12 protein-coding genes are annotated in these 18,345 nt (G+C 58.1%); 5 read left to right on the forward strand and 7 right to left on the reverse strand.

The features are described 5' to 3' along the window. Positions 1 to 73: 73 nt before the first annotated feature. Entirely contained in the window at positions 74 to 2,698 is a 2,625-nt protein-coding gene (gene pepN, locus DY251_RS03585) for an aminopeptidase N (RefSeq protein WP_116622501.1), read from the reverse strand. Between the two features lie 139 nt (positions 2,699 to 2,837). Between pepN and DY251_RS03590 the strand changes: the two genes are divergently transcribed. From DY251_RS03590 to DY251_RS03600, 3 genes are all read left to right on the forward strand, one after another. Then, on the forward strand, positions 2,838 to 5,141 hold the full coding sequence (locus tag DY251_RS03590) for a xanthine dehydrogenase family protein molybdopterin-binding subunit (RefSeq protein ID WP_116622502.1): 2,304 nt from the start codon (positions 2,838 to 2,840) through the stop codon (positions 5,139 to 5,141). Between the two features lie 3 nt (positions 5,142 to 5,144). Then, positions 5,145 to 6,098, forward strand: coding sequence for a DMT family transporter (locus tag DY251_RS03595; protein WP_116622503.1), 954 nt, complete (start codon positions 5,145 to 5,147; stop codon positions 6,096 to 6,098). Positions 6,099 to 6,308: 210 nt separating this feature from the next. Then, a complete protein-coding gene (locus DY251_RS03600; RefSeq protein ID WP_116622743.1) occupies positions 6,309 to 8,171 on the forward strand; it encodes an ABC transporter ATP-binding protein/permease in 1,863 nt (620 codons plus the stop codon). Here DY251_RS03600 and DY251_RS03605 read toward each other — a convergent pair. Beyond that, positions 8,168 to 8,989 carry a uracil-DNA glycosylase gene (locus DY251_RS03605; RefSeq protein ID WP_116622744.1) on the reverse strand — a complete coding sequence of 274 codons (822 nt, stop codon included), beginning with the start codon at positions 8,987 to 8,989 and terminating at the stop codon, positions 8,168 to 8,170. The two genes, DY251_RS03600 and DY251_RS03605, sit on opposite strands and share 4 nt — an antisense overlap. Positions 8,990 to 9,014: 25 nt before the next feature. Beyond that, complete coding sequence (locus tag DY251_RS03610; RefSeq protein ID WP_116622745.1) at positions 9,015 to 9,584, reverse strand: hypothetical protein; 570 nt, start codon at positions 9,582 to 9,584, stop codon at positions 9,015 to 9,017. A gap of 276 nt (positions 9,585 to 9,860) precedes the next feature. Between DY251_RS03610 and DY251_RS03615 the strand changes: the two genes are divergently transcribed. Further along, a complete protein-coding gene (locus tag DY251_RS03615; RefSeq protein WP_116622504.1) occupies positions 9,861 to 11,540 on the forward strand; it encodes an electron transfer flavoprotein-ubiquinone oxidoreductase in 1,680 nt (559 codons plus the stop codon). Between the two features lie 52 nt (positions 11,541 to 11,592). Beyond that, positions 11,593 to 12,195 carry a DUF922 domain-containing protein gene (locus tag DY251_RS03620; RefSeq protein WP_116622505.1) on the forward strand — a complete coding sequence of 201 codons (603 nt, stop codon included), beginning with the start codon at positions 11,593 to 11,595 and terminating at the stop codon, positions 12,193 to 12,195. On the opposite strand, the gene DY251_RS03625 is transcribed toward DY251_RS03620, so the two are convergent. Genes DY251_RS03625 through DY251_RS03640 form a run of 4 tightly spaced genes read right to left on the reverse strand, consistent with a single transcriptional unit; the run spans position 12,173 to position 18,289 of the window. Then, positions 12,173 to 13,183: an endonuclease/exonuclease/phosphatase family protein gene (locus DY251_RS03625; RefSeq protein ID WP_116622506.1), complete on the reverse strand. Its 1,011-nt coding sequence runs from the start codon at positions 13,181 to 13,183 to the stop codon at positions 12,173 to 12,175. The genes DY251_RS03620 and DY251_RS03625 overlap by 23 nt on opposite strands. Next, positions 13,176 to 16,160: a bifunctional [glutamine synthetase] adenylyltransferase/[glutamine synthetase]-adenylyl-L-tyrosine phosphorylase gene (locus tag DY251_RS03630; RefSeq protein ID WP_116622507.1), complete on the reverse strand. Its 2,985-nt coding sequence runs from the start codon at positions 16,158 to 16,160 to the stop codon at positions 13,176 to 13,178. Before DY251_RS03630 ends, DY251_RS03625 begins: the two co-directional genes overlap by 8 nt. After that, on the reverse strand, positions 16,157 to 17,611 hold the full coding sequence (locus tag DY251_RS03635; protein ID WP_116622508.1) for a sensor histidine kinase: 1,455 nt from the start codon (positions 17,609 to 17,611) through the stop codon (positions 16,157 to 16,159). The genes DY251_RS03630 and DY251_RS03635 overlap by 4 nt, the downstream gene beginning before the upstream one ends. A 3-nt stretch (positions 17,612 to 17,614) precedes the next feature. Continuing rightward, positions 17,615 to 18,289, reverse strand: coding sequence for a response regulator transcription factor (locus tag DY251_RS03640; protein ID WP_116622509.1), 675 nt, complete (start codon positions 18,287 to 18,289; stop codon positions 17,615 to 17,617). Between the last annotated feature and the right edge of the window lie 56 nt (positions 18,290 to 18,345).

The following is an 18,345-nucleotide window of genomic DNA, read 5'->3' on the forward strand; positions in this document are numbered from 1 at the left end:
CATCCATAAAGAATCATTCGTGATTCGCGTTGTCCAGCCCGAGCGGCATCTTTTTTAAAAAATCGTAAAACGATCAGGTCAGCGTGCGCTCCACAATGTCTCGCAGATCAGGCGAGAGTCCATTGCGCGACGCAATGTCCATGAGCGCTTTTCGTGCCAGCGCTTGGCGCTTCGCATCGACGGAACGCCACGACCGGAAGTTGGTCGCCAGCTTCGCCGCAAGCTGCGGATTGCGCGGATCGACTTCCAGAACTGTCTCGGCAAGCAGTCTGTACCCATCCCCGCTTGCAGCATGGAAGGCCGTCTGGTTCGCACTTGCAAAAGTGAACACCAGCGCGCGCACACGATTGGGATTTGTGATCGCAAAATGTGGATGGCGCATAAGCGTGCGCACCGTTTCGATGGTCGCGAATCCCGGTGCCGTCGCCTGCACCTGAAACCATTTGTCCATCGCCAGCGGATCGTTTCCGAATTGGCGTTCATAGTTCGCCAGCGCATCGCGAGCTTCATCCGTATCGCCAAAGCGATGAACAAGGACGCTCAACGCGGCGAAACGGTCTGTCAAGTTGGTCGCCGCGCTTAAATGCGTGGCGGCGCGCTGCGGGCTATTTTCATGCTTTGAGAGATAATCGAGCAGCACATTGCGCAGCGCCCTCTTGCCGGCGCTGGCCGCATCGGGCCGGAACCGCGTACCGCCTTCTACCGCCTGATAAAGCGTTGCAAACGTCGCGGCGTTTTCATTTGCGATGGCGGCAAGCAGATCTTCGCGAGCGGCGAAAACCGCATCAGGATTGACCTTGTCGCCCAACTCGCGTGCAATGTCGGCGTCCGTTGGCAGCGACAACATCAAGGCGCGATAGGCTGGCTGCAGGCTCTCATCGGCAGCGATGTTGCCGAGCAGCGTCGTCACCGCCGTGACAGGCGCCTTCTTGCCGCGCGCAGCTGCTATTAGTCCCGAAAGCAAACTGTCGTTCAGCGCCTGCCAACGGCCGAAGCCGTCGCTGTCGTGCTGTGCGAGAAATTGACGATCTTCAGCGTTTGCATTGGACGTGATCGTTATCGGCGCCGAGAAGCCGCGATTGATCGAGAGAACCGGCTTTTGGTTCACGCCATTGAAGCGGAAAACCTGCCGACGCCGCTTGAGATGAATGACGCCGTCCGAAACCGTTCCGCCATCGACGGATGTGAAATTCGCATCCTTGCCATCAGCGCCGACGAGGCCAAAGGCGAGCGGAATATGCAGCAGGCGTTTGCGCTGTTCAGACGGCGTAGGCGGCATGGATTGCTCAAGCTCCACGGAGAACGATCTGCGACGCGCATCGTAAGATGTTTTGACGGCCACATGTGGCGTACCCGCCTGATGATACCACAGCGAAAACTGCGAAAGGTCGATCTGAGCCGCATCCTCAAAAACCCGAAGAAAATCCTCAATCGTCACCGCCTGCCCGTCATGGCGCTCAAAGTAGAGGTCCATAGCCGCGCGGAACTGAACCGGGCCAATCAACGTGCGCAACATTCGCACGATCTCCCCGCCCTTCTGGTAGACCGTCGCCGTGTAAAAATTGTTGATCTCACGGTAGCGGCGTGGCCGGACGGGATGCGCGAGCGGCCCCTGATCCTCAGGAAATTGCTGCGCTTTCAGCCCTTTCACATCAGCGATGCGGCGAACCGTGCGCTCGCGCTCGTCGGCGGAAAATTCGTGATCGCGGAAGACCGTAAGACCCTCCTTGAGGCAGAGTTGAAACCAGTCGCGACAGGTGATCCTGTTGCCTGTCCAGTTGTGGAAATATTCATGCGCGACAATCGCCTCGATATTCGCAAAATCGAAATCGGTAGCGGTTTCGCGGTCGGCCAGAATGTACTTATCGTTGAAGATGTTGAGGCCCTTGTTCTCCATCGCGCCGAAATTGAAATCAGAGACGGCGACGATGTTGAAAATGCCCAGATCGTATTCGCGCCCGAACACCTCCTCGTCCCAACGCATGGAGCGCTTGAGCGCGTCCATTGCATAGGCAGCGCGCTTTTCCTTGCCGTGCTCAACATAAATGCCGAGGTCTATTGTACGGCCCGACATGGTGACGAAGCTGTCGCTAACGCGCGCCAGATCGCCCGCAACCAGCGCAAACAGATAGGATGGCTTGGGAAAAGGGTCATGCCAGACGGCGAAATGCCGAGCGCCGTCCAGATCGCCCCGCTCCACCGGGTCGCCGTTAGAAAGTAGCACCGGTGCCTGCGCCTTGAGAGCTTCAATCCGCACTGTATAGACGGACAATATGTCCGGCCGATCCAGAAAATAGGTGATGCGGCGAAAGCCTTCCGCCTCGCATTGCGTGCAATAAACGCCACTCGAACGATAGAGGCCCATCAACGTTTCGTTGGTCGCCGGTGCGATTGCAGTTTCAATTGTCAGCGTAAAACGTGTGGGAGGTTCGTGGATCACAAGCCGCTGGCTGCTTGCCTCATAGGCGGAGCGGGCAAGCTCCTCACCGTCGATCTGCAGCGAAATAAGCTCCAGCCCGTCACCATCGAGAACGAGCGGAACTGACGCATCGACGCCGTCGCGCCGCTCAATGGTTAGTTCGGCCACAACGATGGTCCGCTCATTGCCGAGCCTGAATGTCAGGCCGGTTCGCGGAATCAGATAATCGCTTGGCGCGTAATCTTCGAGCCGCACGATTTGGCCACTATCCGTTCGCATTATACTCCAGTCTCCAACCGGGAACCTCCGGTTGGCCCAACAAAATCGAGACAGTGCCCTTTACACAAAACAATCGCTTGGCAAAACTGCGGCCAAGTCCTTCCCAAAATCGCCCGAGCCGCTGCAAAGGGTTAATCGCATGACCATAGCCACGCCGAAATTCGGAATGGGCGCGTCCGTCCTCCGACTCGAAGACCGCGCTTTTATCACGGGCGCGGGTCGCTACACCGACGACATTCACCCCGATGGCGTGCTGCACTGCTACATTCTGCGGTCCCCGGTCGCTAATGGCGCGTTTCGCATTACCTCGACGGAAGCCGCGCGCAGCGCGCCGGGCGTGCATCTCGTGTTGACCGGCGAGGACGTTGCCCATCTGCGTTCGCTTCGCTCCGGAGGTATGCCGAAGCAGGCAGACGGCACGCGCGCGCCAACGCGTGACATTCCGATTCTGTGCCGCGACCGCGTGCATTATGTGGGCGATGCCGTTGCGCTTGTCGTGGCGGACAGCCGCGAACTGGCGCAGGATGCTGCGGAGCTTATCGAGATCGATTTCGACAGCGATGACGCAGCCGCCGCTACTGCAACGGCGCTCGATGACGACACACCGCTTGTCTGGCCAGAGCTTAAAACAAACGAAGCGTTCACCTATCATTTGGGAGATAAGACCAAGGCCAAGGCGGCCTTCGCGAAAGCCGCCAAGGTCACGCGTATCGCCTTCACCAACAATCGCCTGATTTGCAACTACATGGAGCCGCGCGCCGCAATTGGCGAATGGAACGCAGACGAAAACCGCTTCGTCCTGACGACAGGCACGCAAGGTGTGCATGGCGTGCAGAAAGTCCTGGCCGGTGTTTTCGGCATAGATGCAAAACAGCTTCGCGTCATCACGCCCGATGTCGGTGGCGGCTTCGGTCCCAAATCTTTCGTCTATCGCGAATATGCTTTGGTCATGGAGGCTGCGCGAAAGCTCGGCAAGCCGGTTAAATGGACCGGCGACCGCACCGAGCATTTTCTCACCGATGCGCAAGGACGCGACAATGTTGTCGAAGCTGCGATGGCGATGGACAAGGACGGACGCTTTCTGGCGCTTGACGTGAACCTCATCGCCAATATGGGCGCATACATTCACCAATACGGCCCGTATATTCCGGTCATCGGCGTATCGATGTCCACCGGCGTGTACGACATTCCGGCAATCGATGTGAATATAACCGGCGTCTACACCAACACCTGCCCGGTCGATGCCTATCGCGGCGCAGGTCGCCCCGAAGCCGCGCTGCTACTGGAAAAGCTGGTAGATGCGTGCGCGCGCGAAATGAAAATGGCGCCGGATGAAATACGCAGGCGCAATTTCATCAGGCCGGAGCAGTTCCCCTACAGAACCGCGACCGGCAGGCTCTACGATGTCGGCGAGTTCGACGGACATCTTGAAGCTGCACTGAAAAACTCGGGCTGGCACGATTTTGAGAAGCGGCTGAAAGCGTCTCAGAAGCACGGAAAAATCCGGGGCATTGGTCTGGCGACGTATGTGGAGGCCTGCGCCTTTGCCGGTTCCGAACCCGCTCATGTCCAGCTTAACGGCGACGGCACGATAACGCTATTCATTGGCACCCAGACGAATGGACAAGGCCATGCGACTGCCTATGCGCAGTTCGTTGCCGAAAAGCTGAACATCGACATTGACCGCATCAAGTTGCGTCAGGGCGACACCGACGAATTGAAGGATGGCGGCGGCACGGGCGGCTCACGCTCCATTCCGCTGGGCGGTGTATCGGCGGCGCGAGCGGGCGAAGATCTCGCCGTCAAGCTGAAGGCAATCGCCGCCGATGAGCTTGAAGCGTCGCCCGCTGACATCGAACTCGCAGATGGTTCGGCTCGCATCGTTGGCACGGATCGCAGCATGGACTTTGCCGCAATCGCGAAAGCCGCGAAATCGCCTGATGACCTGAAAGGGGTCGGCGAGTTTGTGCAGAACGAGGCGACCTATCCCAACGGCACGCATGTTTGTGAAGTGGAGATCGATCCTGAAACCGGCGAGACGCATGTCACGGCTTACACGATCGTTGATGATTTCGGCGTCACGGTGAACCCGATCCTGCTGGCCGGACAGGTTCATGGCGGTGTCGCACAGGGTTTGGGACAAGCACTGACCGAGGGCGCCATCTATTCAGAGGACGGCCAGTTGCTGACAGCCAGCTTCATGGACTACGGGATGCCCCGCGCCGACAGCCTGCCCTCACTGGCATTCGAGACACGCAACGTGCCATCGACAACCAACGCGCTAGGCATGAAGGGCGCAGGCGAAGCCGGAACCATCGGCGCAACGCCTGCGGTTCTGAATGCTGTCACGGACGCGCTATACCGCGCATATGGCATCGACCACATCGAAATGCCCGCAACGCCGCGCCGTGTTTGGGAAGCCATTCAGGCGGCGCAGGAATAGCACATGGCAGGTGGTGCGGTATCGGCGGCGCGGGTCGGCGACAGGCCGCTAACCGGCATCCTTTTCAAAATTGCATCCGTTGCCGTGTTTGTTGCGATGCAATCCTTCATCAAGGCGGCAGGCGACGTGCCCGCTGGGCAAATTGTCTTTTACCGTTCGTTCTTCGCGATTTTCCCAATTCTGCTTTTCCTTGGCTATCAGGGCGAATTGCGAACAGGCTTCAGTACGAACCGGCCTCTCGGCCATATTTACCGTGGCATCATTGGTGTCATGTCGATGGGTCTGGGCTTCTTCGCGCTCACTCGCCTGCCCTTGCCGGAAGCGATTACGCTAAACTATGCGCAGCCGCTGCTGGTCGTGGCATTTAGCGCCATCTTTCTCGGCGAACCCGTGCGCGCCTATCGCTGGGCAGCAGTCATCGTCGGCATGGTTGGCGTCATCATCGTTTCGTGGCCGAAGTTATCGCTTGCCGGCGGCGATGGCCTCGATAACAGCGAATTGGCGGGCGTGATCGCGGCACTGATCGCCGCTGCGTTTTCAGCGGTTGCAATGCTGCAGGTGCGCAGCCTCGTTGCGACCGAGCGTAGTGCAACCATTGTCCTTTGGTTCTCCGCCTCCGCCAGCGTGATAGCACTGCTGACGATCCCGTTTGGATGGGGTTCGCTGACGGGTCAGCAGACCGCGTTTCTCGTGCTTGCCGGCGTTTGCGGCGGCGTGGCGCAAATCTTCATGACAGAGGGATACCGCTACGCGCAGGCATCCACTGTTGCACCTTTTGAATATACCTCCCTCATCCTAGGGCTTGTGGTGGGCTACGCCGTTTTCTCCGAAGTACCGACGATCCACATGATCATTGGCGGCTTGATTGTGATCGGCTCCGGTATTCTTATTATCTGGCGGGAAAGGCAGTTGGGGTTACAGAGAGGGCGTGCGCGAAAAGTCACACCACCCCAATAATTAGCTGATCCTGAACCCCATGGGGGCCGTGCGTGTAACCAATCGTTAACCTTAAAGGTTCCCAACTTGGTCGCATGTGTTACGGTACCCAAAAAAGAGGGGAGAGGGTGGAATCTTATGATTCGGGCAGCGGCAGCGGGGCCGATGCTCGATAAGGTCGGCGGGCAGCGCAAAAACAAGAACAACACTTCGCTTACCCCGGTCTCATCGATGCGAGGCTTTTGGGGACTAATGAGAGCCTACTGGCTCTCAGATCGTTGGAAAGAAGCTTGGGGCATGACCCTTGCTATCGCTGTGCTTACAGCGGTTTCCAGCAAGATGGGCGTTTGGTGGGCTGAATATTCCGCCGAACTCGTCAATTCGATTGCCTACTTCCACAGTCCACACAACGCCGCGCCTTTGCAGCATTTGCTGACTGCTGCCGGTATGCTGGTGCTTGTGACGCTTGGCAAAGACGTTGGCGTAGTTGGTATCCGTCACCTGTTTTCGACCACCCTGCATCGCAAGTGGCGCGGCTGGCTGAACGGCCAGTTCAACGAGGCGTTGCTGGACGACAATCACACCCATTTCCATTTGCAACATGAGGGCAAGGACGTCGGTCTCGCCCGCCCTGCTCCCGACAATATCGACCAGCGCGTGCAGGATTCGATCAAGCAGATGACAGGCGGCGCGATTGGCCTGGCCATGGGCGTTCTTGGCGTTGTCACCTCCCTGTATTTCGTTGGAATGAAACTCATCGAAACATCGACGGTGGTCGGCGGTTTTGAGTTTCTGGGCATCTACGGCAGCGCCATTCTGGCCTTCGCAGCGATCGTCGCCTATGTGCCGCTCAACACCTTCATTGCGCTCAAGCTCGGCGGCATTCTTGAACGGCTCACCATCTCCATCCAGCAGGCGGAAGGCACCTATCGCGGCGAGTTGACAACCTTCCTGCGCCGTTCGTTTCAGGTGGCGGCGTCCGGCGGCGAGACCGTTCAGAGGCAAATGCACGCACGGCTTTATCAGGACATCGACCGCACTTGGTCGAAGCTCAACATCTTCTATTCCGGCTATCAATCTTTCGAGTTGATCTACAATTTTCTCGGCGCGCGCATCGTTGCATATTCGCCGTTGCTGCTGCCCTATATGCAGGGAAGCATCGGGCTGAAATCCTACATTACCGGCGCCGAACTGATAAATTCGCTGATCGGCCAGTTCTCTTGGATCATTCGTGTCATGCCGGAAATCGCTAATCTCAAGGCGAACGCCCGGCGCGTTACCGATCTGGCGGAGGCAATTGAAAATGTGCAGGCGCCTGCAGAGTTTTATCGCAGCACCGGCCGCAGCGATTTCCAGTTCAATCGCAAGGAAGATGTATTTGCCCTGACCGTTCGCAAACTCGAACTGCTGCATGAAGGCGAAAGCGCCGAGCCGTTTGTTGTTGCCGAAGAACTGCGCTTTCTGCCCGGCGAATGGACCTTCGTGCAGGGCGAATCCGGCTGCGGCAAGACGAGCTTCATGAAGGCCGTTAACGGGCTTTGGCCGCACGGCGCTGGGGAAATAACGGTAATGAACGGCTTGCGCGTCTTCTATGCAGCGCAGGACGTCAAACTTCCGAAGTTGACGCTGAAAGAACTCGTCTGCCTACCGGAAACAGATGACCTGCACTCAGATGCGCGTGTTGCGGCGGCCCTTCACAAAGCCGGTTTGGGCGAATTCATCGAGCATATGGCAAGCTATTCGCGCGAAAGCCGCTCATGGGATGATACGCTGTCTGGTGGCCAGAAGCAGAAGCTGGTTCTGGCTCGCATTCTGCTCCATCGCCCCGGCATTCTGTTTCTGGACGAAGCAACCGGAGCGCTCGATCCATCGGCCAAGATTGCCTATCATCAGGCGATCAAGGACGGCTGCCCGAAAGTCACGGTTGTCAGCGTCATGCACGAAGCACATGCGCCCCGCTCGGGCACTGGCACCCCCTTCTATGACAGCGTGATCCGCTTCGTGGACGGCGTTGCGGTGAAAGAAGCGCTGGCGCTGCGCACTGGTGCGGATCTCAAGCTGGTGTCGTCGCAAGCGAAGCCGATGGCAGTTTAGGTCAGGTTCGCAAGCTTCGCCTTCACCTCCAGGAAATCGCGCCAAGCGAGTTTCTTATGCGCTGGCGTGCGAAGCAGATAGGCCGGGTGAAGCGTCGGCATTGTCGGGATCTCAACGCCGGACTGCGTCGTGAATGTGCGCCAGCCGCCACGAAGACGTGTGATCGCCTCCGTCGTGCGCAGCAGCGTGCGAGACGATGGCGCGCCAAGCGTAATAAGCACTTTTGGATTCGCAAGCTCGATCTGCCGCTCGATGAATGGGCGACAAATCTCGGTTTCAATTGGCGTCGGCGTGCGATTGCCTGGCGGACGCCACGGTATCACGTTTGCAATATAAGCACTGGTGCGGTCACGCCCGATAGCCGCTAGAATGCGGTTCAGCAGCTGCCCTGAGCGGCCAACGAACGGCAGCCCCTCAATGTCCTCATCGCGCCCCGGCGCTTCGCCCACCAGCATCAAATCCGCTTCCGGATTCCCGTCAGCGAATACGAGATTTTTTGCGGTCAAACGCAGATTGCAGCCTTCAAACGAGGCCATTGCCAGTTTGAGTTCATCGAGCGTGTTGGCCGCTGCGGCACGTTCGCGGGCGAGAACCGCCTGCCCTTCATCCGGCACAACGGGAGCAGCATAAGCGCGCGGTGGCGGTACATTTTGCGGATCAGGCTCAACGGTCGGCGCAGGCCGAGTGGGCGCAGCGGCAACGAAGCGGTCGACCGGCAGTTCCTCAAGTGGTTCGTCCACTCCCGCTTCGGCATAGAATGCGAGCAGGTCCGCGAGGCTGGTCAATTTTTCCTGCGAAGACATCATCGGCGGCACCATTGGCGCGCTGGCCGTCAAATGCAAGTCATGAGGATGGAATTCGCGGATCTTGGACGATGTAAAAGGTCCAGCGCGGTGTGAAATCTGTCAGCGCAAATGAGAAATCAGCACGCTCCTTCGGGTCAACTTTACCCTCAGTGAAGCGCAGGCGGTCATAGGGTTCGAAATCCCGGCTGAAATGCGCGAAGCGGGTCGAACGGATGATGTCGGAGTCATCCCGGCGCTGATCGAAGGAAAGACCGTCGCTGAATATCGATGGCTGATGCAGAATTTCCTGTAACTCGAACTCGAATTCCACCCACGCCTGCCCGCTTCCATTGCGAATCAAGAGCTTGATGTGCAGCGCACTCGTCGCGAGATTTCCAACTGCCGGATCATCCACCGTGGGAAACACCGTCCGAACGACCAACGTCACCGGACTGGAAGAATTTAGCTCCTCTTCCACGACTATTGGGTTTTCCCGCGTACCCAGCCCGCCTACGCCCGTTATCGTGAACCCACCAAGCTCGTCCGAAAACGTATAATTGCCCGCGCGCCAAGCTTTGGCATCATCGGCGTGGGCTGGCACCAATAACGCCAAAAACGCCACGATCATTGCTATCGCGGCGAAGTATCTTCGTTCGACAGATTGAACGCGCGCATCCGTCATCCCCTAACAGTATGTCCGAAGGCGCAAAGATTGAAATCCGATTCTTGCAGCGGCAACCAAATTGACGTTTACGTTAACGTAATAACCTATTATCATGGTGATTTGACGATGTCGCGAAAAAGATGGCGTTGCGACAACATACTGTTTGCTGCATCAGCACCATAGGCTATCAAGTTCTCAAGTGCTGCCAGCCATTTTCAGCCAGCGGGAGGTTTGTTCGGGATGAGTGAAGTCGAACGCGAAAGCATGGAGTTCGATGTCGTGATCGTTGGAGCGGGTCCTGCCGGACTTTCCGCTGCGATCCGGCTTAAACAACTGAACCCGGACCTTTCGGTCGTCGTTCTGGAAAAGGGCGGCGAGGTTGGCGCGCATATTCTCTCAGGTGCAGTGGTTGACCCCATCGGTATTGACCGCTTGCTGCCGGAATGGCGCGAGGATAGCGAACACCCGTTCAAGACGCCCGTAACCGCCGACCATTTTCTGGTGCTTGGTCCTGCGGGAAGCATTCGCTTGCCGAACTTCGCAATGCCGCCACTGATGAACAATCACGGCAACTACATCGTCTCGCTCGGCAATGTCTGCAAATGGCTGGCGAGCAAGGCTGAAGCGCTAGGTGTTGAAATCTATCCCGGCTTCGCTGCAGCGGGCCTGATCTACAATGACGAAGGCGCGGTCACCGGCGTTTACACTGGCGACATGGGCGTCGAAAAGGATGGCACCCCCGGACCAAACTTTGCGCCCGGCATGGCTCTGATGGGCAAATATGTGCTCATCGGCGAAGGCGCGCGCGGTTCGTTGGCGAAGCAGCTTATTGCCAAATACAACCTCTCCGACGGTCGCGATCCGGGCAAGTTCGGCATTGGCTTGAAAGAGCTTTGGCAGGTGCAGCCCGACAAGCACAAGCCCGGTCTTGTGCAGCACTCATTCGGCTGGCCGCTCGACATGAAGACAGGCGGCGGCTCGTTCCTCTACCATTTCGACGACAATCTCGTCGCGGTCGGCTTCGTGGTTCACCTGAATTACAAGAATCCCTATTTGTCGCCTTTCGAGGAATTCCAGCGCTTCAAGACGCATCCGCGCATCCGCGACACCTTCGAGGGTGCGAAGCGCCTCGGATATGGTGCGCGCGCCATCACCGAGGGCGGCTGGCAGTCAGTGCCGAAGCTCTCCTTCCCCGGCGGCGTGCTGATCGGCTGCTCAGCGGGCCTGGTAAACGTGCCGCGTATCAAGGGTTCGCACAATGCCGTCCTGTCGGGAATGCTCGCGGCGGAACATGTCGTGGAAGCGCTTGAGGCAGGCCGTGCCCATGATGAGCTTATCGCTTATGAGAACGCGTGGCGCGAAAGCGACATTGGCAAGGATCTGAAAAAGGTCCGCAATGTTAAGCCGCTCTGGTCGCGCCTTGGAACGCTCGGCGGCGTTGCGCTTGGCGGACTCGACATGTGGTGCAACACACTGTTTGGAGTATCCCCCTTTGGCACGCTTTCGCATGGCAAGGCTGATTATGCGACGCTGGACCCGGCTTCCAAACACAAGAAGATCGCCTACCCCAAGCCCGACGGTGTGCTGACATTCGACCGGCTTTCGTCGGTGTTCCTCTCCGGCACCAACCATGAGGAAGACCAGCCGGTTCACTTGCAGGTCAAGAACATGGAATTACAGGTGAACTCCGAGCACGATGTATTTGCTGGTCCCTCTACGCGCTACTGCCCGGCGGGCGTTTATGAGTGGGTGGACAAGGATGGCAATGCTGCGGCGGACCCATCGGTCAAGGACGTGCGCTTCGTGATCAACGCCCAGAACTGCGTTCACTGCAAGACGTGTGACATCAAGGACCCCAACCAGAATATCAACTGGGTGCCGCCGCAGGGTGGCGAAGGCCCCGTATATTCGAACATGTAGGTACAGAAAGCCACGTTGCCCGGGGTGCCTGCCTGTGGTTTTCTGCGCCGCAATGGGTAGCAAACCAATTCTGCGATACGGCTTATCGGCTGTGCTGGTCGCGAGCTTTGCCGGTGGCGTCGTTGCCGCAGAGCGCGACGGCATTGTTATAAAGTTGCAACACTACGACATCGCGGGCGAAACTCCGCGCGCGCTGTTTGTTTCGATGGTCAAGCGCGGACCAAAGGATGGATTTCGCAGCCGCGCCATCGCGCAAACGCAATACCATACCGACTGGAACACGAAGCTGAGTTATGGCAAGGGCGCGTGCCGCGTGGTGAGCGCCGAACCGCGCGCAACGATCACCTATATCTATCCGCAGCCGCCCGCCGAAACCCGCACAACACGCCGGTGGAACCGCTTCATGGCTGGAATTATGAAGCACGAACGTCAGCATGGACGCTATGTACGCGAAATGCTTGCAGAGGCGCGCAAGTCGATACTCGGCTTGAAGACTGCAAGTGATCCGGATTGCAAACGCACGCGCGCGGAAATGAAACGCCGTGTCAGCCGCATTCACGATCTATACGAAGACAAACAGCGCGCTTTTGATGTTCGCGAGCATAAGGATGGCGCGACCATTGATCGCCTCATCAAGGCGTTCGTGAACGACTGACCGTTGTTGCTAGCACTGTCTGTTGCGGCTCCGACTCGCCCTCCTCGGGCGCAATCGAAAATTCGACAAGCACCGGTAGGTGGTCCGATCCGACCGCCTCCAGCGTCCGCGCTGAATGAACGACAATGCGCCCCTTGGTCATGACCTGATCGATAGGCAGCCCAAGAAACTTGAAGCTTTCCGGCAAAGCATGATCGCCTATCCATGTCGGCCCGAAATGCTCAATTCGGGTGAATCCGCCCAGCGCTGCCATCTCGCGCACCGTGACGCTCCAAGGAGCCGCATTAAAATCGCCCGCCGCAATTGCTGTGCTGCCAAGCATTTGAAGCAGAGGAGCGTGTGATTCAACGGCCTCAGCCTGCTCAAATGGCCAGGGCCAAGGCAGATGAATTGCCATGACGTCTATCAATCGCCCATTGAGATCGACCTGCGCCAGCGCCACTCCACCATTTTCTGAACAATATGCGTTGTGCCCCTTATCCATCGAGCGCCGCGACAAGATTACCGTGCTTGCGTTCCCCTCCTGACAGTCCACTTTGTAAGGATAGGCCTTCCTGATCAGATCAAGCTGCACCCGCCACTTATCGTTGACCTCTTCCAGCGTGACGATGTCGGGATGTTCCCGCGCGATGAGCGAAAGCACGGCTTTCGGATCATGATTTCCGAAATAGGCATTGAGTTGGAGAAGCTTGTAAACCGGCTGACCCGACGGCAAAGGATCCATTTCCGAATCCAGGATATGTGGAACGGTAACGGCCACGCATCCAGCGGAAAGCAGAACCGCAGCCAGCGCGTGCAGCCGATAGCCCAGTACGAGCAACGCGATCCCGCAAAGGAAAAGCAGCGCGGCCAGATGCACACGGAAATGTGCAAATGCATCGAACGCAGGATGCACGCGCCCGAAGAACCCGAAAACAAGCGCTACGCTGACGATTAACGTCAGAACCAGCACCAGCAGACGAAGCCCGCCAGATTTCGTTTCATCCATTCGTTGCACTCTTGCGCGACTTGCCGCCAGCTTTCAGCAGCGCGTTGAAATGGCTGCGCACATTCGCGGCGGTGTCTTTCAGCGTGGCTTCCAGAACGCTGAAATCCGGCGCATCGGCAACAGTCAAAAGCAGGTCGGCCATGCTTGGTGGTAGATCATTCCGGTCGAGCGGTCCGGTTAAGCAGAGGCGTATCACCTGCGTCAGCCCCGAATAAAACGCATACGCCTCTGACAGTTCCTGCCTGATTTGAGCATTGGCTAATTCCGGCTTCAGCCGCGCCAGCACCTGCCCCCTGCCCGTGTGACGGCTTTCACCCTCGACATTGCCGGTCAGCGCGGCACATTGCGCGATGAATTCAAGATCGATCAGACCGCCCGGTATCAGTTTGATATCCCATAAATCTCGCGGCGGCTTTTCCGTCTCGATGGTTTTGCGCATCTCCACGGCATCAGCGAAAACCTTCGCCGCATCGCTTGGCCGCGCCAAAATCTCAGCAACGATCTGCGCCACCTCCTCGCAGAATGAAAGGTCACCAGCAGTAGGACGGCCACGAGTCAGCGCCATATGCTCCCATGTCCAGGCCTCGGTTTCCTGATACTTGCGAAACGCATCCACATGCGTTGCCACCGGCCCCTTATTGCCAGAGGGACGCAGCCGCAAATCGAGTTCGTAGAGTATCCCTTCCGCCGTGGGCGCTGAGACAGCCGCTATCAGCCGCTGCGTCATTCGCGAATAATAATGCGATGGAGCGAGCGGCCTTTCACCATCAGACTCGTCGGCTTCCGCATCATGATCGTAGAGCAATATCAGGTCGATGTCCGAGCCCGCCGTCAATTCACGGCTGCCCAGTTTGCCCATGCCTAATATGCAAACGCGCCCGCCCTTGATGCGGCCATGCCGAAGCGCGAACTCATCTTGCACAGCATCCAGAGCCGCCCCCACGGTCAAGTCAGCGAGGTCCGAGAACGCCTTTCCCGCCCGAAATGCATCGATCGAGCCTGCCAGCAGCCGCACGCCGATCAAGAACTTCTGCTCGTCTGCAAAGATACGAAGCCGATCCAGTACGGTTTCGTAATTGGATATGCCATCCAGAAAAGCCGCCAGTCGCGCGGAAAGATAGGCGCGGTCCGGCAGGTCCGTCATCAACGCCGGGTCCAGCAAACCGTCGAAAACATGCGCGCGCCGCGTTATGATTGCTGCGAGCCGTGGCGCGGCGCCCATGATCGTCGCGAGCAATCGCAACAGCCTTGGATTTGATTGCAGCAGCGAGAACAACTGAATACCTGCCGGAAGGCCCGCAAGAAATTCATCAAAACGCAGCAGCGCCTCGTCGGCCCGTCGCGTATCACCAAAGGCCTCCAGCAGCGCTGGAGTAAGCTCGGTCAGCCTTTCCCGCGCCTCGGCTGATTGCGTTGCGCGATATCGTCCACGATGCCAGTTGCGTATCACGCGGCAAATGTCGCTAGGCCGCTGAAAGCCAAGGTTCGCAAGGGTTTGCAGCGTATCGGGATCGTCCACATCGCCTGTGAAAACCAGATTTCCGATGCCAGACGACAATTGCGGTGCCGCTTCAAACAGCGCCGCATAATGTCCTTCCACATCGTGCAAGGCCGCCCGAAAATCCTGAGAGAACGCATCGGTCGTAGGATAGCCGAGCAGATGCGCGATACGTTCCAGCCCCTCATCATCATCCGGCAGAGTATGGGTCTGCTCGTCGGCCACGACTTGAATCGCGTGTTCGACCTGCCGCAAAAACCAGTAGCGCGCAGCGAGCGTCTCGCTTGCTTCCCGCGTAATCCAGCCATGCTGTTCAAGCTGCGCGAGCATAGGAACGGTCGCGCGTCCGCGCAATTCAGGGAACCGGCCGCCAGCGATAAGCTGCTGAGTCTGCACAAAAAACTCGATTTCGCGAATGCCCCCGCGCCCGAGCTTTACGTTGTGGCCACGCACGGCGATCTCGCCCAATCCTTTATGCGCATGGATCTGCCGCTTGATCGAATGCACATCGGCAATCGCCGCGTAGTCCAGATATTTGCGCCAGACATAGGGCGTCAGTTCCTTAAGAAAGGCCGCGCCAGCCTGCAAATCTCCGGCTATGGGGCGCGCCTTTATCATCGCGGCGCGTTCCCAGTTCTGACCACGGCTTTCGTAATAATGAAGCGCCGCCTGAACCGGGATAGCCAACGGCGTCGATCCTGGATCGGGCCGCAGCCGCAGATCGGTGCGGAAAACATAGCCGTGTTCAGTACGGTCCTGCAGGATGCGGACGAGCCGACGCGTCAGCCGCGAAAACAGGTCGGTTGCATCAAACGGATCGATAACCGCCTCAGATTCAGGCTCGAAGAAAACAACAAGATCGATGTCGGACGAAAAATTGAGTTCGAACGCGCCCAGCTTGCCCATGCCGAGCACGATGAACCCCGAACCTACGGAAGGATGGTTCAGGTCTTTCAGCTTCAATTTGCCTTGGCGATGTGCATCTGCGAGCAGAAAATCCACCGCCGCACCGGTGGCCGCATCGGCCAAATCACTTAGCGCGCGCACCGTGCGCTCGGGCTGCCATTCACCCGCAAGGTCAGCGAGCGCGATCAGGAAATGCGCCTCTGACTTCAGCAGGCGAAGCGAGGCCATCAGGCTCGCCTCGTTGACATCTTCGGCGCGCGGCAGTGCAGCGATTTCGTTCAAGATTGCAGCAACACGTTCGCTGGCATTGCGGTCCAGCAACCCCTCCAAAAATCGCGGATTGCGTCGCGCCGTGTCCCGCAGAAAATCGGAAAGCTCAAACACTGCCGCCAGAAAGTCGCGCTGAGGGCCCTTGCCTTCCAGCAGTGCGGCGATACGTGGCAAATCGCTATCGCGCGCCTGTGCGGCGATGTCTCTTGCCTCGCTATCTGCATCCTTTTCGTTGAGTGGTGTCACCGCCCGTGAAATTTCAAGATGCAGGGAGGGCCGCTTGTCCGACCGCTTTTCACTCATTCCGAATCTCGTTGGCCATGAAATGTCATCACAACCAATAGTCCGGGATTTGCCGAAAGAACATCAAGTTTGCCGCCATGAAATTTCATAACGGCCTTGGCGAGGCTCAGACCCAATCCTGAACCCGGCTGGGAACGACTCTTTTCCAACCGTACGAACCGCTCCGTAACGCGGTGTCTGTCGGCTTCTTCGGCAATACCGGGACCATTATCGCGAACGCGGATCACGCAATCGCCCTTCTCCTGCGCCAGCGATATTTCAACCTTGGGCGCTTCGGAGGAACCAGCGGAATATTTGATCGCGTTGTCCACGATGTTGGAAAGCGCCTGCGCTACCAATTCCCTGTTGCCCTTTATGCTGCAACCCGACTGCACACGACTTGTAAGCGCAACGCCAGCTTCCTCTGCAACGGGATCGTAAAGTTCAGCCACATCGGCAACGGCCTCCGCAAGATCGACAGGCTCCACTTGCTCGGCAGAATAGCCCGCCTCAAGTCGCGAAATCATCAGGATCGCGTTGAACGTACGGATCAACTGGTCCGACTCTGAAATCGTGGCTTCCAGCGCCTGCCTGTATTCTGCTGCTTTCGGCTTGCCCGTCAGTGCGGCTTCTGCCCGATTGCGCAGTCTGGTGAGCGGCGTTTTAAGATCATGCGCGATGTTGTCGGAAACTTCCTTGAGCCCGTCATTGAGTTCGCCGATACGCGACAGCATGACGTTCAGGTTTTCGGAAAGCCGGTCAAATTCGTCGCCCGCGCCGGACACGGGCAACCTCCCGGTCAGGTCACCGCCCATGATGCGCTTGCTTGCAGCCGATACGCTGTCGATCCGCTTCAATGCGCGCCGCCCGACAAAAAACCAGATCAACAACCCGCCGAAGGCCATCGTGCCGAGCGAAATGACAAGTGCCTGCCGAATGGCCGAGCGGAACCGCTCAGGCTCACCAAGGTCACGTCCTACAAGCAGGATCATCTGGTTGGGCAATCGCAACACCAGCGCCAGTGCTTTGTGCCCGTCTGAATTGCGATCAACTTCGGTCAAGGTGCCTTCGCGCTCACCCTCCACCTGTGGCGAACCCTCGCCGAAGCGCTTGTATGAGAATGGGCGTTGCGTCCATCCATCGACATCGAAAACGCCCGGTTCAAGGCTTTCGACATTGCCGGAAAGTATCCGGCCCTGACTGTCTGCAATGAGGTAGAGGTTTGCACCCGGCTGTCGCGAGCGGCTCGCGACCATGCGCACCAACAACGGCAACCCGCCGCGCGAATAAGCGCGCCCGAGGTCTGACGCTTCGGCTGTTATCGCCTCTTGTGTCTGGTCGTTCAGCAGCCGCGCAGACATCGCCGTCATGTACAGCACAAGCATCACCGCACAGGCGGCGAACAATAGCAGGTAGAGCGCAGACAGCCGGAAGGCTGTTGTCTTGAGCGCGGCAGGTATCCTCCAGGCCACGCTCTATCCGGCCTTCAACATGTAGCCGGAGCCGCGAACGGTGTGCAGCAGCGGCTTTTCGAATCCCTTCTCGATCTTGCCGCGCAGTCGCGAAACGTGGACGTCGATCACATTGGTCTGCGGGTCAAAATGATAGTCCCACACATTTTCCAGAAGCATCGTGCGGGTCACGACCTGCCCACTGTGCCGCATCAGATATTCCAGCAGCCTGAATTCACGCGGCTGCAGCACGATCTCTTTTCCCGCACGTTTGGCGCTGTGCGACAACCGATCCAGTTCCAGATCGCCCACGCGATAGACCGTCTCGACTTCTTTAGCCGCAGACCGACGGCTTAGCACCTCGATGCGTGCCAGCAGTTCGGTAAACGCATATGGCTTGGTCAGATAATCATCACCGCCGGCGCGAAGTCCCGTCACACGGTCATCCACCTCACCAAGTGCGGAGAGGATAAGCACCGGCGTCACGTTTTCCTTGGCGCGAAGGTCCGCAATCAGCGTAAGACCGTTGCGATGCGGCAGCATCCTGTCCACGATCAGCACGTCATAGTCGCCGCCATCAGCCATCGCGAAGCCGGTATCGCCATCACCTGCGACATGCGCGTTGTGGCCCGCCTCGCCGAGCGCCTTTTTCAGGTAGTCGGCGGCTTCCTTATCGTCCTCAATGACCAGAATCTTCATGGCGCAATCTATAGCTTGATTCAAATGTCAGCGCAGTTACGCAAAGCGGCGGGCCC

The sequence above is a fragment of the Mesorhizobium denitrificans genome, from assembly GCF_003403035.1.
Classification (GTDB): Bacteria; Pseudomonadota; Alphaproteobacteria; order Rhizobiales; family Rhizobiaceae; genus Mesorhizobium_G; species Mesorhizobium_G denitrificans.